Below are 22,921 nucleotides of genomic sequence, written 5' to 3'. Positions count from 1 at the left end.
ATGGCGGCGCGAGCAGATCCGCGTAGCCGACCCCGACCAGGTGCGGCGCTCCATCCGCGGCACCGCCATCGGCAACTTCATGGAGTGGTACGACTTCGGTGTCTACGGCTACCTGGCCACCACGATCGCGCGGGTCTTCTACCCGGACACCGGCGCCGGCAGCCTGATCGGCGCGTTCGGCACGCTGGCCGCGGCGTTCGCGGTACGCCCGGTCGGGGGATTGGTCTTCGGCCCGCTCGGCGACCGAATCGGCCGTAAACGCGTGCTGGTCACCACCCTGCTGTTGATGACGCTCGGCACCACCGCCACCGGGCTGCTCCCCAGCTATAGCGCGGTCGGCGTTGCGGCGCCCATCCTGCTCGTGGCGACACGAATGGTGCAGGGCTTCTCCGCCGGCGGTGAATACGTCGGCGCGATGGTCTACGTCGGCGAACAGGCCCCCGACAACAAGCGCGGCATGATGGCCGGATTCCTGCCGCTGAGTTCACAGGCCGGGTACGTCGCCGCCGGCGTGCTGGTCACCGTTCTGCAGAGCCAACTGACCGACGAGGCAATGCTGCAGTGGGGGTGGCGAATTCCGTTGTTGCTCAGCGCTCCGCTGGGGTTGGCCGCTCTGTACCTGCGGTTGCGTTTGGCGGAATCACCGGCCTATCAGCTGGCCGGCGGCCGCAACGACAGCCCCGACGACTCCGCCGCGGCGCAGCTGCGGCGCACCGCCAGACAGTGGAAACCCCTGCTGCTGTGTATCGCACTGGTGTTGACCTACAACGTCACCGACTACCTGCTCACCGGTTACCTGCCCACCTACCTTCAGACCACCGCGCAGATCCCCCGCACCGGGGGGCTGCTGGTGGTGGTGCTGACGCTGGTGGTTCTGATGGCCACCGTGGTGTTGGTGGCCCGGTTGTCCGATCGCGTCGGTGTCAAACCGGTTCTGTGGGTGGGATGTGGTCTGCTGCTGGCTGTTTCGATCCCCGCGTTCAGTCTGATCCGCTGCGCCCACAACTATCCGACGGCGTTCGCGGGAGTTCTCCTGGTGGGGCTGATGCTGCTGTGCTTCGATGCGACACTGCCGGCGACGTTGCCCGCCCTGTTTCCCACGCCAGTGCGCTACGGCGCGCTGGCTATCGGCTTCAACCTGTCGGTCTCGGTATTCGGCGGCACCACACCCCTGATAGCCGAGACCCTGGTCTCGGGCACCGGCAACCCGATGGCGCCGTCGTACCTGCTGATCGCGGCCGGAGCCGTCGGTGCGCTCGCGCTGTTCTTCACCCCCGAAGTCGCCGGGAGGCGGCTACCCGGTTCGGGGCCGGCGGTGGAGAGCGAGGCGCGGGCACGCGAACTCGCCGGGGGACGCGAGCGTTAGCGGACCTGGCGGAATCCCTGCACCCCGGCCAGCGCATCAGCCACAGACGATGTGGTCGGCAAGGCATTTCCGGGATCGCAGATTCGCAACAGTCGCGCAACCGCGACGCCGGGCACGGTCGTGCAGTAGACCATGGTTTCGGCGCATCGGTCGGCAATCGTCTTCAATGCCGAAAATCCCGCGGTACCAATGAATTCCAGATCATTCAGATCGAGTACCAACCACTCGCAGTAGCCTGCGCAGCGTTGCACGTGCTCGGCCAGTTGGTCGGCGTTGGAGGCGTCGAGTTCGCCGCCCACGCTGATCACCGCGCCGGAGCGTCCCCAGCGTGTGACGGAGCGGACGGTGCGGCTCTCCCAGGTATCGGAGGGTCCAAGGGTATTTATTCGGGACGCCGGGAACACCGACCCGGCGGTTTTCAGAGCTGACATTGCACTACTCCATCAGTCGAAACTCGTACTGTTGGATCGCGTCGATGCGAGTTACACCTTCACGGATGAGATGCAGGGAGCGGGCCCCCTGGCTAGCGTGGTTGACGCGTCTTTCCGGGTGGCTGTGAACTCAACCTGCTATCGAACCTACGCCGATCTCCGCGACTCTGCAACGATTCGGTAACGGTGCTGGAGTCAGTGGCCACCGAATTCCCTTGCAGCAAACCGCTTCGGGGACGTTTTCCACGTTTAGACGCCGGTGTCGCGGGTAACAACCGATTATGGCATTTCCGCAGACCACCCAGCGTTCCGTGCTCGCCTGGCACGTGCACGGCTCCTGGATGGACTCCTTCGTCGCCGGCGAACACCGCTACCTCATTCCGGTCAACGCCCCGCGTGACCCCGACGGCCGCGGCTTGTGCGGTCGCGACTGGCCGCGGGCGCGCGAAGTGCCGTTGGCGCAATTGCGCGACCAAGAGGTCGATCTGGTGGTGCTGCAGCGACCACACGAGCTGGAGCTGGCTGCTCGCCTGCTGGGCCGCCGGCCGGGAATCGATGTTCCTGCGGTGTACGTCGAGCACAACACCCCGCGGCCGTTCGTGGTGGAGAGCCCGCACCCGATCGCCGACCGTGATGGCATCCCGTTGATCCACGTCACCGCCTTCAACGAGCTGATGTGGGACAACGGCCGCGCGCCGACCATGGTGATCGACCACGGGATCGCCGACCCGGGCCATCTGTACACCGGGGATATCGCCGCCGCGGGTGCCCTGATCAACGAACCGCTGCGGCGCTGGCGTACCGTCGGCGCCGACCTGCTGGGCGCGTTGGGGCAAGCCGCGCCGGTCGACGTCTGGGGTATCGGCACCGAGGGCCTCAACGAACCAGCGCATCGGTGCGCGGGTGTCGTCGGCCACGGCGACCTGCGCAGCGACCAGCTGATGAAGGAACTGGCGCACCGGCGGGTCTATCTGCACACCGCGCGCTGGACGTCGCTGGGTCTGTCGCTGTTGGAGGCCATGTTCCTGGGAATGCCGGTGGTGGCGGTGGCCGCCACGATGGCCCCGCTGGTGGTGCCCCCGGAGGCGGGAGTCGTGAGTGCGGACGTCGACACCTTGCGGACTGCGCTGAGTGGGTTGGTCGCCGACCGTTACCTGGCCGAGGTGGTGGGCAAGGCGGCCCGCAACTACGCCACCGAGCATTTCGGCCTCGACCGATTCCTGCGCCAGTGGGACCAGGTCATCGAGACGCAATGCAGCGCAGGGAGTGGCGGGGGAGTACTGCTGCCATGAAGATCGCAATGATTTCCGAACATGCCAGTCCATTGGCCGCTCTGGGCGGCGACGCCGGCGGCCAGAGCGTTCACGTCGCCGAGTTGTCGGCAGCGCTGGCGCGCCGCGGCCACGATATTGACGTCTACACCCGTCGCGATGACCCCGACCTGCCCGAACGGGTGCGCACCGACCAGGGCTACACGGTGGTGCACGTGCCGGTGGGACCACCGCGTCGGGTGCCCAAAGACGAACTGTTGCAATACATGGTCGCGTTCGGGCGGTACCTCGACGCGCAGTGGGACCGCGAGCGGCCTGACATCGCGCACGCGCATTTCTGGATGTCCGGGATCGCCGCCCAGCTGGCTGCCAAACGTCGCCGGGTACCCACGGTTCAGACCTTTCATGCGCTGGGCGTGGTCAAGCAACGACACCAGGGGCAGCGAGACACCAGCCCCGCCGAACGGCTGCGACTGGAGGCCTACGTTGCCCATGAGGCGACGTGGGTGACGGCTGGCTGCAGCGATGAGGTTTTCGAGTTGATGCGACTCGGCCGGGACCGATTGCGAATCTCGTTGGTGCCCTGCGGTGTCGACGTGGACCGGTTTTGCCCGCACGGTCCGATCGCGGCCCGCGCGGGGCGCAGGCGCATCGTTACGGTCGGCCGGTTCGTGCCCCGCAAGGGCCTCGACACGGTGATAGAGGCGTTGACCACCGTGCCCACCGCTGAGCTGGTGATCGCAGGTGGACCCGAGCGGGCTGAACTCGACACCGTTGCGGAGGCTTGCCGGCTGCGACAACTGGCGGTCGATCTCGGTGTGGCGGATCGGGTCTCGATGTACGGGTCTGTCGCCCGCGAGGCTATGCCGGCGCTGCTGCGGTCTGCCGACGTCGTTGCATGCACGCCCTGGTATGAGCCCTTCGGCATCGTCCCACTGGAAGCGATGGCGTGCGGGGTGCCGGTCGTGGCGTCGGCGGTGGGCGGCATGCTCGACACCGTCGTCCACGACGTGACCGGCCTGCTGATACCGCCGAAGGATCCGCGCGCCTGCGCGAACGCCATCAACGCGATTCTGCGGGATCGGCGCGCGGCGTCCGGCTTCGGCGCTGCGGGGCGAGAGCGGGCCCGGTCCAGGTACTCCTGGGATCGGGTCGCCACTGATACGGTGCGGGTGTATGACCGGCTGGTGCCCGCAGCGGCGCCGGGGCGTATCGCGGCGCGGGTTTCGGGGTCGGGGTAAGTGCCGGGCCGACGAATATGTAACGCCTGAGAGTCATTTGACGAATTCTTGGTTCGGGCACGGCTTGCTGTCCGCGACGCTGAAGCAGTTGCCGCTTCTGGCTGATCGGAGGAACATGGATGCATCTGACGCGGGACCTGGGCGGAGCGAAGACATGGCGGTGACGAGCCGCAACGACATGATGCGCGACGTGGCGGATCTGGTTCACACGCTGAATCAGCGAGCACGTGTCGAGGCTGATGCTGCGCTCGACGAACTGGTCGCGAATCTGCTCGGCCACATGTCCTGCGCTCAGCATGCCGGTGTCACGCTCACGACGTCGGGCGGCGAGGTGCAGACCCTGTCTGCGACAGACCCCTACCCGGCCGTGCTGGACGATATCCAGCGCCGGCAGCAGGAGGGACCGTGTCTGGCTGCGGCCTGGAAGCACCACGTCGTCCGCCTCGATGACATCTGCGGCGAGGAGCGCTGGCCCTCGTATTGCCGGGAGGTTGCCGCAACGACGCCGATCCGGTCTGTCTTGGCGTTCGAACTGTTCACCGGGGAGGGCACTACCGGCGCCCTGAACTTCTATTCGCAAACCGCCAATGCCTTCGATGAGGACGCGGTGGAGTTGGGTTTGGTCCTGGCAACCCACGCTGCGCTGGCCTGGCACATGGTTCGTCGTGATGAACAGTTCCGCAGCGCGCTGGCCTCCCGCGACGTCATCGGCCAGGCCAAAGGCATGCTGATGGAGCGGTTCGACATCGATGCGGTGCAAGCTTTCGAGTTGCTCAAACGACTGTCGCAGACTTCCAACACGCCGCTGGCCGAGGTGGCACAGCAGGTAGTGACCCACCGATGAGCCCGTCGTCGGCGGCTGCACGCGGTGAGCTGGCGCGGCTGCGAGCCGTGGAACTGCAGCTGCGGCGGGCCGAGTTGGCCGCCGGACGGACGGTTACCGCGGAAAACGCCGGCAACGCCCGCCGCCATGCCGAGGAGTCGCGAGAGCGAGCCGAGCGGGCGCATCGGGATGCCGCGGCCAGACACCGCGCCGCCGTCTCGGCCCATCTGAAGGCCGCCGCCGCGCACGAGCAGGCCGCATTGTTTGCCGGCAACGGGGACGGCGACGCTCACCTGGACGCCGCTGAAGTCCACCGTGCCGCGGCGCGAACGCATGAGCTTGCCGCTGCCGAGCAGTCTCGGCGCGGCTGACGGCTCAGGCCTGCGCCTCCATCAGCAGTAGTGCCCCGTTCACGCCACCCTCGCCGGGCGCCTGGAAGCCCGCGCACGTCACCCGGATCTTCGCCGTGCGGCCACGCCGATTGACGGCTTCGACGTGCGCCTCACCGGGATGGTCCGGATCGACGAATGCGTTGCCGATCAGCGGTCGAATGTTGTCCATCGGCAGTCCGATGTCGAGGCTGGTCAGCGTCGAACCAACCGCCTCGTCCGAACGCAGGCCCCACAGTTCCTCGCAACCGCGGTTCCACACCATCACCCGCATCTCTCGGTCGACCACCACCATGCCCAGATGCACCGAATTGACCAGCGAATCAAGGAAGGTACGGGCGTCGTCCAGTTCGATGCTGCGCTCGCGCAACGTGTCGTTGATGGTGTGCAATTCGTCGTTGGTGGATTGCAGCTCCTCGTTCATGGTTTCGAGTTCTTCGTTGGTGGACTGCAACTCTTCATTCGTCGTTTCCAACTCTTCGACTGTTGACTGCAGTTCTTCGTTGGTGGTTTCGAGTTCTTCGTTGGTGGACTGCAGCTCCTCGTAGGCCGCCTCGAGCTGGCGGTTGGTCGCCACCACCTTGTCGACCAGTGCCCGGGTGGCGGTGACGTCGAAGAACACGATTGAGACGCCCAACAGGCCGTTCTCGGCGTCCACCAGGGGGTTGATGTGGATCTCGAACCAGACGGTCTCGGCGCCCGGGCGTTGCCAGCTGACGTCTTGAATCCGGGCCGAACGCCGGTCCACTTTGGCCTGTTCCAAGTACGCCCGCAATTCCACCGGGCGATAGGAGACTTCCAGGTCGCGCAGCAGCCGCCCGATGTCGCGGGCGGACAGCCCGAACATTGTCTCGGCCTGCTGGTTGATCATCGCCACCGTGTCCTCGCCGGTCACCACGATCTGCGCCACCGGACTTGCCCGAAAAGCCATCTCCCGCACGGTCACCAGACCGGGCAGCTCGCCGTGCCGCTCATACATCGACGCCGTCGGGTCATAGCGCTCCAGGCCGCTGTGTGACCCGGCCGCCTTGCGGAAGATCCGATGCTTGAGGCTCAAGGGAGTGAACCGATCGCTGTGGCTCAACAACATCTCGGCGTGGCCGAGGAACAGGACACCCTGTGCGGAGAGCGCAAAATGCAGGCGGCCCAACACATTACGCTGCGTTTCGGCGTTCATGTACATCAGGGTGTTGCGGCACACCAACAGGTCCACCCGGGAGATCGGGGCGTCCCTGACCAGGTCGTTGCGGCCGAAAATCACCCCGCGACGCAAGTCCTTGTGAAAGACGTACCGGCCGTTGACCTGTTCGAAGTACTTGTTCAGATACTCCGGCGGCACCGATTCGACGGCTTTGGCGTCGTAGGTGGCGGCCCGCGCCTCGGCGAGGGCATCTTCGTCGACGTCGGTGGCGTAAATCTTGACCCGTTGGCGGTACTCCTCGGTGCCGAGCGCTTCGGCCAGCAGAATCGCCAGGGTGTAGGCCTCCTGGCCGGAGGCGCAGCCGGCGCTCCAGACCCGGATCGGGTCGTTCGGGCTGCGCTCGGCCAGTATCCGCGGAATGATGTCGGAGGCGATGTAGTCCCAGGTGTCCGGGTCCCGGAAGAACGCCGTCACATTGATCAAGATGGTGTTGAACAGTGCCGAGAACTCGTCGGAACTGGCCTGCAGGACGTCGAGATACTGTTCGAAGGTGTCACATCCGGCCTGGCTCATCCGGTGGCGTACTCGGCGCATCAGCGAAGCGCGCTTGTAACCGGTGAAGTCGAAACCGCGTGAGTCCCGCAGGTAGCGCAGCAGGGTCTCGAAGGCTTCGTCTGTCTCTTCGTTCTGCCCGTCCATCTCGCCCCGTCCGCTGGGAGAAACCTCGCGACCCCAAACATTACTCGCGGGACTCTTCGGGTTTGCGAAGGTCAAAGGCGGTTCTCTGGGCCGAGCACCGCCCACACCGTCTTGCCTTCAGGGGTGGGGCTGCTGCCCCAGGCGCGAGCCAGGGCGTCGACCACCGCCAGGCCGGAGGCTCGATCCGCGCCGCCAGCGGCGGCTTCATGGCGCACCGCTGGGACGCCGCTGTCGTCCTGGACCGCGATGGTGACGGTGGAGTCGGCGCATTCGAGCCGGACCACCAAGTGGCTGTCGGTATGGCGCAGTACGTTCTCCACCAACACGTCGACGATCACTTTCGCGGTCGGGATCAGCTCGGTCTGCGACCAGTTGGTGAGGCATTCGGTCACGAAGTCGCGGGAACCACGCAGACTGCTCAGACAACGCGGCAGTGCGACGCGGGCGCGGCGGCGCGGGTGCGGGCCGTGCACGAGCGAGGCCACCGCGGACGCGACGTCGGCGTGCACCGAGACGTAGCGGGTCACCCCGGTGCTCTTGATTCGCGCGGCCACGTCCGCTTGCGGACAGATCAGCAGGATCGGGATATCGGGCCAGGTGCTCACATGCCACCGCGCGCTGGTGAACACCGACCACGCCGACGGCGCCGGGACATCGAGCCGGCTGACATCGACCAGCACGGCCGACGGCTCGTCGAGCGCTGCCTTGATCACGCTGTCGCGCAGTTCGAGGTAGGTGCCGCTGTCCAACGTCCCGGCCGCGGTCAGCAGGCGGACGCCGGCGGCGGTGGCCGCCGTCACCGTCAGCTGACTCGACGCGCTACTCAGGGTCGTCCTCCTGGGCGGCGTAGACGGCGGCCAGTCGCCGGCCGAGTACCGAGGTCGCATGTTCGGCCTCGCGGGCCAGGGCGGCATAGCGCTCGCTCAAGATGCCGGGGCTGACCTGATCCGCGAGCCGGCGCGACAGTTTGGCCTTCTCCTGCAGGCTGCGTACGGCGACCCACAGTGCGTTGCCGACCTCGTCGTCGCGGGCCTGCAACAGCGCGTCGCCGGTCCAGGCATGCCCGACGTGACAGCGATAGTTGCCCTCGCTGACGGCGATCAGCGCACCGTGGCAGTCGGGGCAGACGTAGCCCGACGGCGGCCCGAGTTCCTCGGTGTCGAAATCGGTTGCGAACCGCCGGGCCATCGCGATGCGGTTCTCCAGCTCCATCCTGCTGTCCGGCTTCATCACGGCTTCCTCGAATTCTTGACCGGCCAGCTTCTCCAGCAGGCCGCCGATCTCGGCCGCCGGTGCCTGATGGTCAACCACGCCGGCGTGGATCGCGTTCTTCGGCATGGCCGGGAACAGCGCGTCGTCGGGGGATTGAGCGATCGTCGTCCCGCCGCGCGCCCGGATGGCGCTCAACCCCAGCACCCCGTCATCGAGCACCCCGGACAGCAACACCCCGACCGCACGGCGGCCATGAGCCAGCGCGATCGACCGGAACAGTGCGTTGATCGCGGGACGGTGTCCGTTCTCGGTGGGGCCTTCGGAGAGCACGATCTTTCCGTCGTCCACCAGCAGGTGGTGGCCTGGCACTCCGACGTAGATCTTGCCGTGCTCCATCGGGGTTCCCGCGGTCGCGGTCTCCGCAGGCAGGGGCCCGGCACGATCCAAAATCCGGGCCAGCACGCTCGGCGCTCCCGGCGGGATGTGCAGTACCACCAGGACCGCGCAGGGCAAGGTGGTCGGCAGCTCTGCGACGAGGCTCTTCAGCGCCTCGACCCCGCCGGCCGATGCCCCCACGCCGACGACGTTGAGAGGGCCGGAATTCCCTGCCATCGCACTCACCACCTTCAGGTGGCTACCCACTGGACTACGCGGGCAACCTAACCGCGTGGCATTCTCGAGCGTAGTCTTCGCGCCGCTGCTTTAGGTCACGGTCAAAAGAGTGTGGTCCAGATCCGACAGCACCTCGGCCGGCAGCTTGCCGCTGAAAGCAGCCAGGAATCGGGCCGCCAGGTCACGCACCTTGACGTTGGTCTCCTGTGAACGCCACACCAGGATGTCGAACGCCCGCTCAGCGGAAATGCCGTAGGCGACCATCAGCACCCCTTTGGCCTGCTCGATCACCGCACGCGACTCGGCGACCTCGGACACCGCGGCGCTGACGTCGGCCTGCAATACATCGGTGACGTCGACGTAGAAGCCTGCCGTGCCGATCACCAAGCCGGCATCGTCGAGCATGCGGTCACCGACCACGATGACCCAGTGCTCCTGCCCACCGGTGTCGATGATCCGGTGGCGGCTGCTGAACGGCTCGCCCTGGATAACCCGCTCCAGCACTTCGGCGACCTGGGGGCGGTCCTCGGGATGTTTGTGCTGCAGCAGCAATTCGGTATTGGGTGTCACGGTGCCCGGCTCGTAGCCGTGCATGCGGGCCACCGTATCCGACCACTCCCAGCGCTGCTCGCCGAGCCAGTACCGAAACCGGCCGACCCGCTGCGGCTCGCCGTGGCCCACTACCAGGTCGAGGTCACTGTGGACCTCGGCCTCGTCGTCCGCCGGTGTAGCAAACGAAGCGTTGACATCCCCGACCACCGCATACCCGCCTTCTCGTACTCGAACAGTATGAGCTGATTCCGAACGGCCGGCGGGCGAGCCGCGGTCTGGAATCGCAGGAATGAACGGCACGGACAATCCAGACCGGCGCTACTTCCTGAACGCCCGAGCTTCGTAACTATCCACAATTTCCCTACGCTGCGCAACCACCTCCGTGTTTCCCTACCGGCTGTCCCGGGTAAGCGCTGTGACACGGGCGGTGATGTTCCAGCAACGGGACCACCGCCAAGTATCGACTCGATGGGAGGAGCCACTGTGAAGCTCTCCAAGACTGCGGCCAAGACGGCCGCCGGGGCGGCCGGGATCGCGGCGCTCAGTGTTTTGTCCGCGACCACCGCCGTCGCCGATCCGGCCGTCCAGCCATTCGGCACGCCCGAACAGCTCAACGACGGAGCGATGGCAACGTCCTACACCGTCAGCAACCTGGGGCCTGCCAACGTCACCATTCCCGGGTACCAGCCCCACGGCAAGCTCTATCAAGCCGACGTGACCGCTCGCGCCGACCGCGGCACGGTGACCCCGGTGGTCGCCGACTTCAACGCCCGGGCGGCCAACAGCGACACCTACCGGGTGATCAACACGGTGCCCACGCCGGGCGGTATCAACCCCGGGCCCATCGCCCAGGGTGCGGCGGCTAACGGCAAGATCTACTTCGACGTCACCGGCCCGCCGCCGGACGGAGTGGTCTACAACGACGGTGTCCAGGACGTGCTGGTCTGGACGAGCAAGGCCTGACGCGGAGCTGCGATGTGGCCCATTGAGCATCTTCCCGGTGAGCTGGGCCAGAACTTCCCCACGCCGGCGCATTTCGAGCAGGCGTCGAGCTTGGTGACTGCCGAGGCGGTGGAACGGTCCGTTCCGGCCGGGCCGGACGCCGAACCCTATCTGGACCGGAACCGTCAGTTCGCCGATGCCGGCGTCGACGAGGTGTACGTCCTCGCGCCGGAGCTGGCGGCGTAGTGGTGGCGACGAAAGAGCCTGGGGCGCAGCGCTACCTGCCGGAGCGGCGGACGCTGGACGCACTGCGTGAGGCGGCTGCGCAGTGCCGCGGTTGCGCGCTGTACCGCGACGCGACGCAGACCGTGTTCGGTGAGGGTCGGCGGGGCGCGCCGCTGATGCTGGTCGGGGAGCAACCCGGCGATCACGAGGACCTCGAGGGCCACCCGTTCGTCGGCCCGGCCGGACGCTTGCTGGACCGTGCGGTGCGTGACGCGGGCATCGATCCGGCGCAGGCGTATGTGACCAATGCGGTCAAGCACTTCAAGTTCACCCGCCGTGAGGGCAAACGCCGGATCCACCAGAAGCCCGGCCGCACCGAGGTGGTGGCGTGCCGGCCGTGGTTGATCGCCGAAATCGACTCGGTGCGGCCACAAGTGGTGGTCTGTCTGGGCGCCACCGCCGCACAGTCACTGCTGGGTCCCTCGTTTCGCATCTCCACCGGGCGAGGAGAGCTGCTGTCCCTGCCTGGCTTGGCGGGGTCCAACGGCCGGCCGAGGGTTCTGGCCACTGTCCACCCCTCGGCCGTGCTGCGTGACCGCAGCGACCAGCGTGCGAAAGCCTACGAAGCCTTCGTCGACGACCTTCGGGTGGCCCGCAACGCCGTGACCGGAGGTAGCGCACCGCTGGCGCACCCCGCCGTTTGACAACTCCGGTGGCGGGTAATCCGTGCGTGTTGAAGGGAGCAGCCAATGCCGAAAACCGCGGACTTCATCCTCGACAGGCTCCGCCAGTGGGGGGTGCACCGGATCTTCGGCTACCCCGGTGACGGGATTCTTTCGATGATCGGGGCCTTGGACCGGGCCGGCGGAGACCCGGAACTCATCCAGCCGCGCCATGAAGAGATGGCGGCCTTTATGGCCACCGGCCACGCCAAATTCACCGGCGAACTCGGCTGCTGCCTGGCCACGTCCGGCGGCGGGGCGATCCATCTGCTCAACGGGCTCTACGACGCCAAGCTCGACCACCAGCCGGTGGTCGCGATCATCGGTCAGCAGAAGCGGATGTCGCTGGGCGCGGCCTTCCAGCAGGAGATCGACCCGAACTCGCTGTACAAGGACGTCTCCTCGGACTTCGTCCAGACCTGCATGGCGCCGGTCCAGGCCCGCCACCTGGTGGACCGGGCCTGCAAGGTGGCGCTGACCAATCGAACCGTGGCCACCATCATCCTTCCCGAGGACGTCGCCGAGGAAGAAGCGGTCCCTTCGCCACCGCGCCAGCACGGGGCCGTCTTCAGCAGTGTCGGGTGGACCAAACCGCGGATGATCCCGCCGCAGACCGAATTGCGCAAAGCCGCCGAGATCCTCAATGAGGGCGAGAAGGTGGCGATCCTGGTCGGCGCCGGAGCCGCCGACGCCGCCGACGAAGTGGTGGAGGCCGCCGATCTGCTCGGCGCCGGGGTGGCCAAGACGTCGTTGGGGCGCGCCGCGCTGCCCGATGAGCTGCCGTACGTGACCGGGCCGATCGGCCTGCTGGGCTCCACGGCCAGTGAGGCCATGATGTCGGGCGCCGACACCCTGCTCATGGTGGGAACCAGCTTTCCCTACGCCGAGTGGCTGCCCAAGGAAGGGCAGGCTCGCGGGGTGGAGATCAACCACGACGGTCGGATGATCGGGGTGCGCTACCCGGTGCAGGCCAACCTGATCGGCGACTCCAAAGACACGCTCGCCGAACTGATCCCGTTGTTGACTCGGAAGAAAGACCGGTCCTGGCGGCGCAAAATCGAAAGCGAAGTGGAGACCTGGTGGCGGGTCCTGGACGACCGGGCCCACGACAAGGCCAGTCCGCTCAACCCCGAATTGGTGGTCCACGAACTCTCCAAGCGCCTGCCTGACAACGCCGTGGTCACCACTGACGCCGGGTCGGTCGCCAACTGGTGGGCACGGCACCTGCGGCTGCGGCGCGGGATGGCGGCCTCGCTGGCCGGGAACCTCGCCACGATGGGGCCCGGCACCCCGTATGCGATCAGCGCCAAGCTCGCCCAACCCGACCGGCCGGTGATCGCCGTTGTCGGTGACGGCGTCTTCCAGATGAACGGGATGGCCGAAATGATCACCGTGAAGCGCTATCTGGACCGGCTGTCCGACGGGCCGCTGATCTTCTGCGTGTTCAACAACCAAGACCTCAACCAGGTGACCTGGGAGCAGCGAGCGATGGGCGGCGAGCCCAAGTTCGAAGACTCGCAGATGATCCCGGACGTGCCGTACGCCGAGTTCGCCAAGCTGCTGGGACTCACCGGCATCCGGTGTGACAGCCCGGACACGATCGGCCAGGCGTGGGACCAGGCGCTCTCCGCGCCCGGTCCGGTGGTGCTGGAAGTCGTGGTGGACCCCGACATCCCGCCGGTGCCGCCGCACATCGAGAAGATGATCGCCAAGAACACTGCCAAAGCGATCCTCAAAGACCCGGACCGCGTCAGCGTGGTCACCAAGGGCGCGAAGCAGAAGATGCATGAGTTCACCGAATCGGCCAGGCAGTCGGTGCGCGACATCCGTAGCAAGAACGGCGGGTAGGCGCCGATGACCACCTTGGGCGTGCCCGGCACGCTGCGCCGCCGGCTGCCGAAACTGGACGGTGTATATGTGCCGCAAGAGGATTCGCATCTTCTCATCGAGACCATCGAACGCACCGGGTTGGCCCGCGGGGCCCGTGTGCTGGACCTGTGCACCGGCAGCGGCGTGGCGGCCATCGCGGCCGCCGAGCTGGGCGCCGACAGTGTCACCGCGTTCGATATCTGCCCGCGGGCGGTGCGCTGCTCTCGGCACAACGCGCGTGCCGCCGGCGTGGACATCACGATCCGGCAGGGACCGTGGAGTGGCGCGTTACGGTGCGCCCCTTTCGACCTCGTGGTGGCCAATCCGCCCTATGTGCCCTCGCCGCGAAACGGTGGACCCATCCCGTCCGCGGGCGGTCCGGAGTGGTCGTGGAACGGTGGCGTGGACGGGCGAGTTGTGCTGGATCCGCTGTGCCGGTCGGCAGCGGCGCTGATGCACAGGGGCGGTTCCCTGCTGCTGGTGCAATCCGCTCTCGCCGACGTCGCGCACTCCTTGCAGACCCTGCGGGAATCGGGTCTGTCTGCTGAGGTCGCTGCCGTCCGAAGCGTCCCGTTCGGCCCGGTGCTCTCGGCGCGCGCCGAGTGGCTGGAATCCACCGGCTTGGTGCCACCGGGCTGCCGCGTGGAACAGCTGGTGGTGATCAGGGCGGACAAGCCATGACCGGGCGGCAGCCGACGGTGGTGCAGCCCGTCCGCAACGGCCCGGTCTTGATCGCCGGACCGGTGCGCATCGAGACACCCGAGGGCGTTGTCGAATCAGATCGCTTCATGGTGGCGGTCTGCGCCTGCGGGCGCAGCCGCAATTACCCGCTGTGCGATACCAGTCACCGGTGCGCTACTCGCCGGTCTCGTAGTCGTCCTCGGGAAGCGGCACGCTGATCGCCTGATCGATCACATCGGCCGGGTTGGCGTCGACCTCGGCGATATTCTCCACGGCGGCGGGGTCCAGACCTTCGTCGTCGTCATCGGCCCCTATCCACTGTTCCGCGAGGTCTGCCTCTGGAATGGCTTCGGTCGACGGTAGCCCGTCAGGGTTGGTCATCACGACCCCTTTCGTTTCCGCGCTCGCGGCGCGCCCGAGGCCGCCCGGTCGGCGCGCTGGGCGGCCAACAGGGCATAGTCCGACTTCAGCTGGGTGTTGTCCGACCTTAGCCGAGTGTTGTCGGATTGCAGCTTGCTGTTGTCGGACTCCAATCGGGCGTTGCGCGCTTCCAGGCCGAGGATCTGTCCGATACCTGCCACATTGATGCCGATGTCTACCAGCTCGGTGATTCGTCGCAGCCGGGCGAGATCGTCATCGCTGTAGCGACGCGTCCCGCCCGCGGTGCGCGCCGGGGTCAGCAGACCGCGGCTCTCGTAGAGCCGCAAGGTCTGCGGACCGACACCGGACAACTCGGCAGCCACCGAGATGCCGTATACCCCAAGCCCGGATCGGCCATCCATTTCGTCGACCACTGCGCATCGCTTCCCGCTCGTCGGAAATTCCTCGTGCACCTCTTGCACGAACCTACCACGAGTGCTATATAAAAATCTATGTCGGCAGACATAGATGATCTGCCACAGATCTAGGAGGTGGAGATGATGTTGATGCGTACCGACCCGTTCCGGGATCTCGACCGCTGGACCCAGCAGGTGCTGGGCACCGCGGCACGGCCGGCGGTCATGCCGATGGACGCCTGGCGTGACGGCGACCAGTTCATCGTCGAGTTCGACCTGCCCGGGGTCGCGGAGGACTCCCTGGATCTCGATGTCGAACGCAATGTGCTGACGGTGCACGCCGAACGTCCGGGGCTTGATCAAAGCCGCGAGATGGTGTCCGCGGAACGGCCGCGCGGCGTGTTCAGCCGCCAGTTGTTCCTCGGCGACAATCTCGACGCCGACCAGATCCAGGCCAGCTATCAAGACGGCGTGCTGCGGCTGACCATCCCGGTCGCCGAGAAGGCAAAGCCGCGGCGCATCAAGGTCGCCGGCAGCCACGGCGAGCGGGCCATCAACTCCTGATTGCGAGGGGCCGGGCGGCGGCCTGCTACCCGGTGAAGGAGGTGAGCAACATGACCACCGACACGCTGGCCGCGGAGGTGCTCGACGAGGCGGAGAGCATCGTGCGCGCCGAATGGCTGCGCCTGTTAACCGCCGGGGCACCCGGAAACTGCACCGCGGCACCCACCGAAATGCCCGTCGCCCGGCCTCGTCCCCCGAAGCTCGCCCTTCGTGGCGCCCCTCCTGATCGGCATGATGCGCCACTACCAGCCAGTCGCCGGCATCGTTCGGCCACGCGGCGGCGCAACAGGCGAGTGTGGCCGACGCAGCGGTCTCCTCCGTGATGCCGCTGCCGACTTGGTCAAGCAGTTGCCGACGAGGGAGGTGATGGCCTTACGCGATTAACACCAGCGGACGGTGACTCTCGTGCGTCGCTCACGGCTATCCGACCATCGTGAGCGCGTCGACGCAGCCCGGTTCTGCGCGCGCATCGCCACCGATGTGGCAGCGAAATGACGTGGGCCGCGCACGATGTCACCGCAGGGTTCGACGGGGCCCTGCTGCCGTCAACGCTCTCTCTCCGGCAGCAGGCCTCGCCGGCCGAACGGCAAGTCGATCAGGTACGACCAACCCCTGCTTGGCCCTTGGTGGCGTTATGAGCAAGAGTCCCGACCCCTACGCAGTGCTGGGTGTGACAGCGGCGGCCACGCCGGCTGAGATCAGCCATGCCTTCCGCGCCAAGTTGCGCACGCTCCATCCCGACGCCGGCAATGCGGGCCGTCCGCCGACCGCCGACGCGGAGGAGCAGTTACAGCAGCTGCTGGGCGCCTATGCCCGGCTGCGCCAGGGTAGCCGCCACCAGGCCGGCGACGAGCGGCCTCCGCCGGCATCGTCCAACGCGAATCGACAGGGGCCGGTACAGGTCCCGGTCACCTACCGCGACGAGCCCGCACCGACACCACGGAAAGACCTGTGGGCCGGCCCGGTGCGCCGGCATCGCTGACAGCTATGGCCCGGGCGCGATCGCCACGCCTGGACGCTCAAGCGTCAGGTGGTCTCGATCTGGACGTTAACGAAGTCGAGGAGGGCGACCAACCGGCGCACTACTGCTCGATCGCTGCGCAGCACGGCCTTTCGGCCGTGGGCGGCACAATAGCGGTCGAGCAGGCAGAGCTGACGGTGCCCGACGAACTCCAGTTCCCGCGCGTCGATCTCAAGGGTGTCGTGCGACAACAGCGGCAGAACCCGCCGCAGGGTGGTGACGAACAGCGGCTCGCTCGCGGCGTCGAGGTTGCCCGCCAACGCGATCGCGTTGCGCCCAGCAGGCTGGGCGTACAGCTGGAATGGCACCGAACTGGGGCCGGCCGCCGGGTGAAGGCACACCAACCCGGCTGCGGCGTCACCGAGTTCGGCGACGTCGTAACCGCACATCGCCGCGACAGGCAGCGTGGCGATCCGGCGGTCTCCGAGGAACTCCAGTGCGGCCTGCGCTTCGCGCTGTGCGGGTGTGCGAACCACCGGCGTTGTATCGATGACGACCCGCAGCCCGTTGTAGCCCGCAGCGACGGCCCCGACTGCGGCCGCCGCGTAGCGCTCGGTCATGCGCTCGGCGTCGACGACGTCGCCCCGGAACAAGAAGTGCTCGGGAACCGTCTTGACGTGCACCTCGCCCGCATCACCGCCGAGCCCGGCAGCAGCCAGGCTGGCTCGCATGGTCACCGGATCGTCCTCTCCGACGTAGGTGACCCGCTGTCCCAGGTTCAAGCCGTCCGCGATGTACTCGGCCGCACGGTACAGGAATTCGCTCCGATCCCGGTATTCCCAACCCACGTGGCCGAATTCACCCGAGGGGTCCGCTCGATAGCCGGCCATCACGCTGACTTCCTCATCCGTAGGTGCGCCTGCACCGTGGTTCCGGAGGCTGTGGTGTGGATGCGCACCAGATCAGCGGTTGCGTTGACCACGAACAATCCGCAACCGTGATCGCCAAGTCCGAGGATCGGCCGCCGCCCGGCCAGCCGGTCGGTCAAGCGGCCGGAGTCACTTACCTGGCAGATCAATTGGTCCTCCGCCTCCCACAGCAGCAGGGTGCACGGTTCCCGTCCGTGCTGCAGGCTGTTGGACGCCAGCTCATTGACTATCAACTGCAGGTCCGCGATCTCGGCGGCGGCGAAACCGAACCAGCGTGCGTACTTGGCGGCGAATTGGCGGGCTCCGGCCAGGTCGGTAAGTCGGTGCAGGGTACAGCTTGCCGCCGTCGGGATGCTGGGCAGCGGTTCGTTGTAGCGCACCCAGGCGGCATCGGGAGCGAAGCCCGCGCTGGTGCGGTCCGGTTGCCCGACGTGGCCCAGCCATGGATGGGTGATCTCGGCGTCGACGAGGATATCTGAGTCCAGATGTGTTGCGTCGTAAGGGCAGAGAATGGTCAGACCCCGGCCGGTGAACGCCTCATTGACCAGGGCCTCATGCTGAACGCAGGCCGGATACTCCAGCTCCGACCGGCCGCTCCAGACCGGTTCGCCGACCATTCGCACCGGCCCCGATGGATGCCGGGCCGCGAAAGTGCCCAGCACGCCGCCCAATATGTGGGTCGGGTTGCGTCCGACTTGGCTCATGTCGGCCAGCGTCACGAATTCGACTGCGTCGTTGGGGAGTGCGGCGCGCAGCAGCGAGAGGTTGGGTTCAGGTACGGCCACCAAGACCGGGAGACCGTCGGCGACGCCCTCGGCGACGAATGGCACCAGGTAATCCAGATATTCCTGCGGCGACCGGTAGAACAGCGCGATATGCCTGAAGGAACCGCGATCAGCGTCGGCAGCGACGGTCATCGCATTGTTCGCGGCGTGCTTCGGTTGCGCTCACTACCTGATCAATACCAGTAGCGCCGCCCCGCGACCGGACGACCGACCGCGCCCAGAATCCAGAGTGCCGCGCCGACAACCAGCAGAATGACGCCGACCGTCCATAGGACGTTGATCTTGAAGATGAGCGCCAGAATAATCAGGACCACTCCGAGGGCAATCATCACCAATCCCTTCTCTCACACAATCAAACCAACCGCACCCAACGAAGAGGGCTGCGGCAGATGGCAATCGGACACGACCGGGTTGAGCCCGAAGTAGTTCAAGGGACCCGCCAGCGTAGTGACGGCGATGGTTCCGGCATTTGCGCAACTGGTTTGGCTGCCGTGGAAATAGTCACGCTGCCATGCGGCGAAAACACCTATCAGCAGCCAGAGCAGCACAATGGTTCCGGCCAATCCGCCGATTCGCATCCGTCCTCCATTCATCTGTACCCCGATCAGTTCCCCGTTCCACCGCTGTCGAAACCTGGCACCAAAAGCGCGCGTCGGGCGATGTTTGACCGCGGTGGCGGCAGGGTACTGCCGGGTTTTGGGGATGAAACGTCGGCGAGCGGAACGGAAATGCGCAGATGATGTTGCTGGAGACAGGCGGGTCCGGTGCGCGGGCAGGTAGTCACGCGGAGTGGATCGGCGAAGCCGGCGATATCGTCGATCGGATGCTGCGTAACGTCGCGCATGGTCGCTTCGAAAGGTCGCTATCGGCGATGACGGCGTTCGCCGCGGTTGTCACGACCGCCGAGATCTATCTCGAGCACTACAAGGCCGGCTTCGGTAACAAGTGGATGTGGAGCCCGGTTCTGGTCACGCCACCGGTGGTGGTCGCCGGGATCGGCGGGGTGTTCTCCCGCCGCTGGGCCAAACGCTGGCTGCCGTTGACCGCAGGCGTATACGCCGCCAATGGGCTGCTGGGGGAGTACCTGCATGCCCGCGGGGTGGCCCGCAAGCCCGGCGGCTGGAAGATGGCGTCCTACAACGTTCCGATGGGTCCGCCGATCGCAGCGCCCGGCTTGATGGCGATGGTCGGCGGGATGGGCTTGCTGGCCGCGGTGCTGCGCCGCGAACGCTGAGGCGCCGGCAGCCATGGCCGACACCTCCCGACCCGACCACCTGCCGAATCTCCGGGCCGATCGCCAACCCCCGCACCCGTCCTGGTTGCCCCGGCAACGTCGCGGTGTCACCCCGCAGATGATCGGGCGCTACCCGGACTTCGACGTGCTCGCGTCGAAAGACAGCTGGGACGAGGCCACCAGGAAGGTGGTGCTGGCCCGGCTGGAACCGCCGGGGCCGCTGCGGTTCTTCAGCGCCACCGAGGAACCCACCCTGCGGGCGTTCTGTGACATCGTGCTGGCCCAAGATGATGAACCGCGAGTGCCCGTTGCCGAGTTCGTCGATGCCAAACTGGCCGACGGTCAGCTCGACGGCTATCAATACGCCGACATGCCCGATGACCGGGAGACCTGGCGTCTGGTGCTGCGCGGCTTGGACGAGGCCGCCGGGCAGCGGTACGGCAAGGCATCGTTCGCCGCAGCCGAAGTCCCGACCCAACTGGCACTGGTCGACCAGTTCTCCCGAGGCCGGCTGCAGGGCGGCGCCTGGGTACAGCTGAACGAGATGCGGGCATGGTCGGTGTGCATGCGGATGGCGTTGTCCGCGTTCTACTCCCATCCCTGGGCGTGGAACGAGATCGGGTTCGGCGGTCCGGCCTATCCACGCGGCTTCATGCGGCTGGGTGGCCCGAGCGGGCCGGCGGCGGCGCGCGAACCGTTCGAAACCCGCGGTGCCATCGACAAGGACCCGGTGGAACTGGTGCTGGAAGAGGACTCGTAGTGGGCGACTTCTGGCGGGGCCTGCTCAAAGGATCGCTGGGCCCGCCCGACAATGACTCGCGGTTCCTGCTGGACGTGCAGTCGCGGGAGCTGCCCGGTGAGAAGACGATGCGCCGGTATGCGACCGATGACGAGGTTGACCTGGTCGTCGTCGGGGCCGGGGCCGGGGGATCGGTGCTGGCGCAACGACTGGCGCGGGCCGGCTGGCGCACCGTGATCATCGAGGCGGGCCCGTTCTGGCATCCCGACAGCGACTGGGTCTCCGACGAAGCCGGATCGCATCCGCTGTACTGGACGCAGAAGCGCATCATCGGCGGCGACGACCCGATCGAGTTGGGCAAGAACAATTCCGGCCGCGGCGTCGGTGGCTCGATGGTGCACTACGCCGGCTACTGCCCACGCTTTCACCCCAGCGACTTGCGCACATTCAGCCTCGACCGTGTCGGGGCGGACTGGCCGATCGACTATGAGGACATCCGACGTCACTACGAAGTGCTCGAGGCCGAACTGCCGGTAGCCGGACAGAACTGGCCATGGGGATATCCGCACCGCTACCCGTCGTCGCCGCACCCGATCTCCGCTGCCGCGTCCAAGCTGTGGGAGGGCGCGCGCAATCTGGGGATCGAGATGCGGGTGGGCCCGGTCGGAATCGTCAACGGCACCTTCGGAAACCGGCCGCACTGTATCTACCGCGGCTACTGCCTGCAGGGCTGCAAGGTCAATGCCAAGGCCAGTCCGTACGTCACCCACCTGCCCGACGCCCTGGCACACGGTGTGGAGATCCGTGCGGACTGCATGGCCGCCCGCATCGAACTCGATGACGCCGGAGCGGCGCGCGGCGTCGTCTACCACGACAACAACGGCGCCGAGCACCTGCAGCGCGCGAGGGTCGTGGCGGTTGCCGGCTACTCGATCGAAACCCCACGGCTGCTGCTCAATTCGACCAGTACCCGGTTTCCGCACGGGTTGGGAAACAACTCCGATCAGGTGGGCCGTTACGTCATGGTTCAAGGCGCGGCCCAGACCGCGGGCCGGTGGCCCGAGGAACTGCGGATGTACAAGGCTCCGCCGCCGCAGGTGAGCAGCGAAGAGTTCTACGAAACCGACACGGCTCGCGGATTCGCCCGCGGCTTCTCCATCCAGACCGTGTCGCCGCTGCCGATCGGCTGGTCAGAGCACGTGCTCGCCGACGGGCACTGGGGCCGGGCGATGCGTGAATACATGCGCGACTACAACCATTGGAGCACGATCGGCGTGCTCAACGAACTGCTTCCCCTGCCGGACAACCGGATCACCCTGGCCGACGAAGTCGACGGCAACGGGATCCCAGTGGCCCGAATGGATTACACCCGCTGCGACAACGACAAAGCGAACATGGCCTACTCGACCCAGGTGATCACCGACATTCTGCACGCGGCAGGCGCGCAGGACGTGCTGACCATCCAGCGCTACGCCCACCTGATCGGCGGTGCTCGGATGGGTACCGCACCGGAGAACTCCGTCGTCGATGCCGACCATCGGGTGTGGGGGGTGCCCAACCTGTTCATCTCCGACGGCTCGGTCTGCCCAACGCAGGGGTCGGCCAACCCGGCGCTGACCATCATGGCGCTGGCTTCCCGGCTCGCCGAACGGCTTGCCGGAAAGCGCATCTCGCAGAAGGGAGTCCAGCCATGACTCACACCGTCGTTGTCACGGGAGCCAGCGCCGGGATCGGCCGCGCCGTCGCGCAGCTGTACGGCAAACGGGGAGCCAACGTCGCCCTGCTCGCGCGCGGTGAAGCAGGGCTGCGGGGCGCGGCGCGTGATGTCGAAGACGCCGGTGGCACCGCCCTGGCCATTCCCACCGACGTCGCCGACTACGACGCGGTGGCGGCCGCCGCCGACCGTGCCGAAGCCGAACTCGGCCCGATCGACACGTGGATCAACGTCGCCTTCGCATCGGTCTTCGCGCCGTTCACCGAGATCGGACCCGCGGAGTTCAAACGAGTCACCGAAGTCTGCTACCTCGGCTTCGTCTACGGCACCATGGTTGCGTTGGCGCGGATGAAGCCCCGCGACCACGGCACCGTCGTGCAGGTGGGCTCGGCGCTGGGGGAGCGGTCAATCCCGCTGCAGTCGGCGTATTGCGGTGCGAAACACGCTGTCAACGGTTTCACCGAATCGGTGCGCTGCGAGCTGCTGCACGACGGTTCGAAGGTGAACGTCACGCTGGTGCAGATGCCGGCGGTCAATACGCCGCAGTTCTCCTGGGTGCTGTCCCGGTTACCCCGCCACCCGCAGCCGGTGCCACCGATCTATCAGCCGCAGCTGGTTGCCCGGGCGGTGCTGCGGGCCGCCGACCATCCCCGGCGCAAGCAGTACTGGGTGGGTGAAAGCACCGTCGCCACCCTGCTGGCCCAGCGATTCGCCGCACCGCTGCTGGACCGCTACTTGGCCCGTACCGGCTACGACTCGCAGCAGACCGGTGAGCGCGTCGACGGCGACAAGCCGTACAACCTTTGGCAACCGCTCGACGAACGGCCGGGCAGCGATCACGGAGCGCGCGGCGAGTTCGACGACTCCTCACACGCACACAGCCCGCAGATCTGGGCGTCCCGACACGCCGGACTGGTGGCCGGGGCCGCCACCGCGCTGGGGGTGGCAGGAGCCGGGGTGCTGGCCGCACGTCGTCCGCGTTGATCCCGACGCCTGAGTAAGACGCCCGGTGGTGCGGCGTCTAGGAACGGTTTCGGGCGGGT

28 protein-coding genes are annotated in these 22,921 nt (G+C 67.0%); 17 read left to right on the top strand and 11 right to left on the bottom strand.

Annotated features, from left to right (window positions below; translation table 11 throughout):
* The first annotated feature begins 40 nt into the window (after positions 1–40).
* Positions 41–1,366 (top strand): MFS transporter, encoded by a 1,326-nt coding sequence (locus K3U94_RS17435; protein ID WP_220694522.1) that lies wholly within the window; start codon positions 41–43, stop codon positions 1,364–1,366.
* Here K3U94_RS17435 and K3U94_RS17430 read toward each other — a convergent pair.
* Complete coding sequence (locus K3U94_RS17430; protein WP_230987183.1) at positions 1,363–1,665, bottom strand: STAS domain-containing protein; 303 nt, start codon at positions 1,663–1,665, stop codon at positions 1,363–1,365. The two genes, K3U94_RS17435 and K3U94_RS17430, sit on opposite strands and share 4 nt — an antisense overlap.
* A 413-nt stretch (positions 1,666–2,078) precedes the next feature.
* Here K3U94_RS17430 and K3U94_RS17425 point away from each other — a divergent pair, with 413 nt between their 5' ends.
* The 4 genes from K3U94_RS17425 to K3U94_RS17410 all read left to right on the top strand — a co-directional run bounded on the left by K3U94_RS17425 (position 2,079) and on the right by K3U94_RS17410 (position 5,503).
* Positions 2,079–3,089, top strand: a complete 1,011-nt coding sequence (locus tag K3U94_RS17425) for a glycosyltransferase (protein ID WP_220694520.1) — start codon at positions 2,079–2,081, stop codon at positions 3,087–3,089.
* Complete coding sequence (locus K3U94_RS17420) at positions 3,086–4,309, top strand: glycosyltransferase (protein WP_220694519.1); 1,224 nt, start codon at positions 3,086–3,088, stop codon at positions 4,307–4,309. Before K3U94_RS17425 ends, K3U94_RS17420 begins: the two co-directional genes overlap by 4 nt.
* A gap of 154 nt (positions 4,310–4,463) precedes the next feature.
* Positions 4,464–5,153, top strand: a complete 690-nt coding sequence (locus tag K3U94_RS17415) for a GAF and ANTAR domain-containing protein (protein ID WP_220696848.1) — start codon at positions 4,464–4,466, stop codon at positions 5,151–5,153.
* Positions 5,150–5,503, top strand: coding sequence for a hypothetical protein (locus tag K3U94_RS17410; protein ID WP_220694518.1), 354 nt, complete (start codon positions 5,150–5,152; stop codon positions 5,501–5,503). The genes K3U94_RS17415 and K3U94_RS17410 overlap by 4 nt, the downstream gene beginning before the upstream one ends.
* A gap of 4 nt (positions 5,504–5,507) precedes the next feature.
* Here the strand turns inward: K3U94_RS17410 and K3U94_RS17405 are convergent, their stop codons facing one another.
* The 4 genes from K3U94_RS17405 to K3U94_RS17390 form a co-directional block, all read right to left on the bottom strand.
* Positions 5,508–7,361 (bottom strand): CheR family methyltransferase, encoded by a 1,854-nt coding sequence (locus tag K3U94_RS17405; protein WP_220694517.1) that lies wholly within the window; start codon positions 7,359–7,361, stop codon positions 5,508–5,510.
* A gap of 71 nt (positions 7,362–7,432) precedes the next feature.
* Positions 7,433–8,188 carry an STAS domain-containing protein gene (locus K3U94_RS17400; RefSeq protein ID WP_434084932.1) on the bottom strand — a complete coding sequence of 252 codons (756 nt, stop codon included), beginning with the start codon at positions 8,186–8,188 and terminating at the stop codon, positions 7,433–7,435.
* Entirely contained in the window at positions 8,181–9,185 is a 1,005-nt protein-coding gene (locus tag K3U94_RS17395) for a chemotaxis protein CheB (protein ID WP_220694515.1), read from the bottom strand. The genes K3U94_RS17400 and K3U94_RS17395 overlap by 8 nt, the downstream gene beginning before the upstream one ends.
* Positions 9,186–9,275: 90 nt before the next feature.
* Entirely contained in the window at positions 9,276–9,944 is a 669-nt protein-coding gene (locus tag K3U94_RS17390; protein WP_230987182.1) for a PAS and ANTAR domain-containing protein, read from the bottom strand.
* Between the two features lie 276 nt (positions 9,945–10,220).
* Between K3U94_RS17390 and K3U94_RS17385 the strand changes: the two genes are divergently transcribed.
* From K3U94_RS17385 to K3U94_RS17360, 6 genes are read left to right on the top strand one after another with little or no spacing between them, the layout of a single operon-like run.
* On the top strand, positions 10,221–10,700 hold the full coding sequence (locus K3U94_RS17385; RefSeq protein WP_434084931.1) for an MPT63 family protein: 480 nt from the start codon (positions 10,221–10,223) through the stop codon (positions 10,698–10,700).
* Between the two features lie 12 nt (positions 10,701–10,712).
* Positions 10,713–10,925, top strand: coding sequence for a hypothetical protein (locus tag K3U94_RS17380; protein WP_220694513.1), 213 nt, complete (start codon positions 10,713–10,715; stop codon positions 10,923–10,925).
* Positions 10,925–11,608: a UdgX family uracil-DNA binding protein gene (locus K3U94_RS17375; protein WP_220694512.1), complete on the top strand. Its 684-nt coding sequence runs from the start codon at positions 10,925–10,927 to the stop codon at positions 11,606–11,608. The genes K3U94_RS17380 and K3U94_RS17375 overlap by 1 nt, the downstream gene beginning before the upstream one ends.
* Positions 11,609–11,653: 45 nt before the next feature.
* Entirely contained in the window at positions 11,654–13,474 is a 1,821-nt protein-coding gene (locus tag K3U94_RS17370; protein ID WP_220694511.1) for a thiamine pyrophosphate-requiring protein, read from the top strand.
* A 6-nt stretch (positions 13,475–13,480) separates the two neighbouring features.
* The gene (locus K3U94_RS17365) at positions 13,481–14,176 is read left to right on the top strand and encodes a HemK2/MTQ2 family protein methyltransferase (RefSeq protein WP_220694510.1); all 696 of its coding nucleotides are present in this window, start codon (positions 13,481–13,483) and stop codon (positions 14,174–14,176) included.
* Positions 14,173–14,394, top strand: a complete 222-nt coding sequence (locus K3U94_RS17360; RefSeq protein ID WP_082134005.1) for a CDGSH iron-sulfur domain-containing protein — start codon at positions 14,173–14,175, stop codon at positions 14,392–14,394. Before K3U94_RS17365 ends, K3U94_RS17360 begins: the two co-directional genes overlap by 4 nt.
* Here the strand turns inward: K3U94_RS17360 and K3U94_RS17355 are convergent.
* Positions 14,351–14,557 carry an Rv3202a family protein gene (locus tag K3U94_RS17355; RefSeq protein ID WP_220694509.1) on the bottom strand — a complete coding sequence of 69 codons (207 nt, stop codon included), beginning with the start codon at positions 14,555–14,557 and terminating at the stop codon, positions 14,351–14,353. The genes K3U94_RS17360 and K3U94_RS17355 overlap by 44 nt on opposite strands.
* On the bottom strand, positions 14,557–14,958 hold the full coding sequence (locus K3U94_RS17350; RefSeq protein WP_109519538.1) for a MerR family transcriptional regulator: 402 nt from the start codon (positions 14,956–14,958) through the stop codon (positions 14,557–14,559). Before K3U94_RS17350 ends, K3U94_RS17355 begins: the two co-directional genes overlap by 1 nt.
* Positions 14,959–15,093: 135 nt before the next feature.
* Here K3U94_RS17350 and K3U94_RS17345 point away from each other — a divergent pair, with 135 nt between their 5' ends.
* Both K3U94_RS17345 and K3U94_RS17340 read left to right on the top strand, forming a co-directional pair.
* Positions 15,094–15,516 carry an Hsp20/alpha crystallin family protein gene (locus tag K3U94_RS17345; protein WP_047318879.1) on the top strand — a complete coding sequence of 141 codons (423 nt, stop codon included), beginning with the start codon at positions 15,094–15,096 and terminating at the stop codon, positions 15,514–15,516.
* 634 nt (positions 15,517–16,150) lie between these two features.
* On the top strand, positions 16,151–16,498 hold the full coding sequence (locus K3U94_RS17340; protein ID WP_220694508.1) for a J domain-containing protein: 348 nt from the start codon (positions 16,151–16,153) through the stop codon (positions 16,496–16,498).
* A gap of 44 nt (positions 16,499–16,542) precedes the next feature.
* Here the strand turns inward: K3U94_RS17340 and K3U94_RS17335 are convergent, their stop codons facing one another.
* Genes K3U94_RS17335 through K3U94_RS17320 form a run of 4 tightly spaced genes read right to left on the bottom strand, consistent with a single transcriptional unit; the run spans position 16,543 to position 18,769 of the window.
* Positions 16,543–17,367, bottom strand: a complete 825-nt coding sequence (locus K3U94_RS17335) for an MEDS domain-containing protein (protein WP_220694507.1) — start codon at positions 17,365–17,367, stop codon at positions 16,543–16,545.
* Positions 17,367–18,323: an anti-sigma factor RsbA family regulatory protein gene (locus K3U94_RS17330; RefSeq protein ID WP_220694506.1), complete on the bottom strand. Its 957-nt coding sequence runs from the start codon at positions 18,321–18,323 to the stop codon at positions 17,367–17,369. Before K3U94_RS17330 ends, K3U94_RS17335 begins: the two co-directional genes overlap by 1 nt.
* Before the next feature lie 41 nt (positions 18,324–18,364).
* Complete coding sequence (locus tag K3U94_RS17325) at positions 18,365–18,520, bottom strand: DUF6131 family protein (protein ID WP_220696846.1); 156 nt, start codon at positions 18,518–18,520, stop codon at positions 18,365–18,367.
* A gap of 15 nt (positions 18,521–18,535) precedes the next feature.
* Positions 18,536–18,769 carry a hypothetical protein gene (locus K3U94_RS17320; protein WP_082134006.1) on the bottom strand — a complete coding sequence of 78 codons (234 nt, stop codon included), beginning with the start codon at positions 18,767–18,769 and terminating at the stop codon, positions 18,536–18,538.
* Positions 18,770–19,014: 245 nt separating this feature from the next.
* Here K3U94_RS17320 and K3U94_RS17315 point away from each other — a divergent pair, with 245 nt between their 5' ends.
* From K3U94_RS17315 to K3U94_RS17300, 4 genes are read left to right on the top strand one after another with little or no spacing between them, the layout of a single operon-like run.
* Positions 19,015–19,425 carry a hypothetical protein gene (locus tag K3U94_RS17315; protein ID WP_412178190.1) on the top strand — a complete coding sequence of 137 codons (411 nt, stop codon included), beginning with the start codon at positions 19,015–19,017 and terminating at the stop codon, positions 19,423–19,425.
* A 13-nt stretch (positions 19,426–19,438) separates the two neighbouring features.
* A complete protein-coding gene (locus tag K3U94_RS17310) occupies positions 19,439–20,185 on the top strand; it encodes a gluconate 2-dehydrogenase subunit 3 family protein (protein ID WP_220694505.1) in 747 nt (248 codons plus the stop codon).
* Positions 20,185–21,858, top strand: a complete 1,674-nt coding sequence (locus K3U94_RS17305; protein WP_220694504.1) for a GMC family oxidoreductase — start codon at positions 20,185–20,187, stop codon at positions 21,856–21,858. Before K3U94_RS17310 ends, K3U94_RS17305 begins: the two co-directional genes overlap by 1 nt.
* Complete coding sequence (locus tag K3U94_RS17300) at positions 21,855–22,862, top strand: SDR family oxidoreductase (RefSeq protein WP_220694503.1); 1,008 nt, start codon at positions 21,855–21,857, stop codon at positions 22,860–22,862. The genes K3U94_RS17305 and K3U94_RS17300 overlap by 4 nt, the downstream gene beginning before the upstream one ends.
* Positions 22,863–22,921 lie beyond the last annotated feature (59 nt).

This window comes from Mycolicibacter heraklionensis, assembly GCF_019645815.1.
GTDB lineage: Bacteria > Actinomycetota > Actinomycetes > Mycobacteriales > Mycobacteriaceae > Mycobacterium > Mycobacterium heraklionense.
The sequence above is the reverse complement of the archived record's forward strand: the minus strand, read 5'-3'. Positions and strand labels throughout refer to the sequence as shown.

Excerpts from the sequence above, each read along its gene's own strand:
- K3U94_RS17425 (WP_220694520.1), top strand. The coding sequence starts at position 2,079 with ATGGCATTTCCGCAGACCACCCAGCGTTCCGTGCTCGCCTGGCACGTG.
- K3U94_RS17420 (WP_220694519.1), top strand. The coding sequence starts at position 3,086 with ATGAAGATCGCAATGATTTCCGAACATGCCAGTCCATTGGCCGCTCTG.
- K3U94_RS17415 (WP_220696848.1), top strand. The coding sequence starts at position 4,464 with ATGGCGGTGACGAGCCGCAACGACATGATGCGCGACGTGGCGGATCTG.
- K3U94_RS17410 (WP_220694518.1), top strand. The coding sequence starts at position 5,150 with ATGAGCCCGTCGTCGGCGGCTGCACGCGGTGAGCTGGCGCGGCTGCGA.
- K3U94_RS17405 (WP_220694517.1), bottom strand. The coding sequence starts at position 7,361 with ATGGACGGGCAGAACGAAGAGACAGACGAAGCCTTCGAGACCCTGCTG.
- K3U94_RS17395 (WP_220694515.1), bottom strand. The coding sequence starts at position 9,185 with ATGGCAGGGAATTCCGGCCCTCTCAACGTCGTCGGCGTGGGGGCATCG.
- K3U94_RS17380 (WP_220694513.1), top strand. The coding sequence starts at position 10,713 with ATGTGGCCCATTGAGCATCTTCCCGGTGAGCTGGGCCAGAACTTCCCC.
- K3U94_RS17370 (WP_220694511.1), top strand. The coding sequence starts at position 11,654 with ATGCCGAAAACCGCGGACTTCATCCTCGACAGGCTCCGCCAGTGGGGG.
- K3U94_RS17365 (WP_220694510.1), top strand. The coding sequence starts at position 13,481 with ATGACCACCTTGGGCGTGCCCGGCACGCTGCGCCGCCGGCTGCCGAAA.
- K3U94_RS17360 (WP_082134005.1), top strand. The coding sequence starts at position 14,173 with ATGACCGGGCGGCAGCCGACGGTGGTGCAGCCCGTCCGCAACGGCCCG.
- K3U94_RS17355 (WP_220694509.1), bottom strand. The coding sequence starts at position 14,557 with ATGACCAACCCTGACGGGCTACCGTCGACCGAAGCCATTCCAGAGGCA.
- K3U94_RS17350 (WP_109519538.1), bottom strand. The coding sequence starts at position 14,958 with ATGGATGGCCGATCCGGGCTTGGGGTATACGGCATCTCGGTGGCTGCC.
- K3U94_RS17345 (WP_047318879.1), top strand. The coding sequence starts at position 15,094 with ATGATGTTGATGCGTACCGACCCGTTCCGGGATCTCGACCGCTGGACC.
- K3U94_RS17340 (WP_220694508.1), top strand. The coding sequence starts at position 16,151 with ATGAGCAAGAGTCCCGACCCCTACGCAGTGCTGGGTGTGACAGCGGCG.
- K3U94_RS17335 (WP_220694507.1), bottom strand. The coding sequence starts at position 17,367 with ATGGCCGGCTATCGAGCGGACCCCTCGGGTGAATTCGGCCACGTGGGT.
- K3U94_RS17330 (WP_220694506.1), bottom strand. The coding sequence starts at position 18,323 with ATGACCGTCGCTGCCGACGCTGATCGCGGTTCCTTCAGGCATATCGCG.
- K3U94_RS17325 (WP_220696846.1), bottom strand. The coding sequence starts at position 18,520 with ATGATTGCCCTCGGAGTGGTCCTGATTATTCTGGCGCTCATCTTCAAG.
- K3U94_RS17320 (WP_082134006.1), bottom strand. The coding sequence starts at position 18,769 with ATGCGAATCGGCGGATTGGCCGGAACCATTGTGCTGCTCTGGCTGCTG.
- K3U94_RS17315 (WP_412178190.1), top strand. The coding sequence starts at position 19,015 with ATGCTGCGTAACGTCGCGCATGGTCGCTTCGAAAGGTCGCTATCGGCG.
- K3U94_RS17310 (WP_220694505.1), top strand. The coding sequence starts at position 19,439 with ATGGCCGACACCTCCCGACCCGACCACCTGCCGAATCTCCGGGCCGAT.
- K3U94_RS17300 (WP_220694503.1), top strand. The coding sequence starts at position 21,855 with ATGACTCACACCGTCGTTGTCACGGGAGCCAGCGCCGGGATCGGCCGC.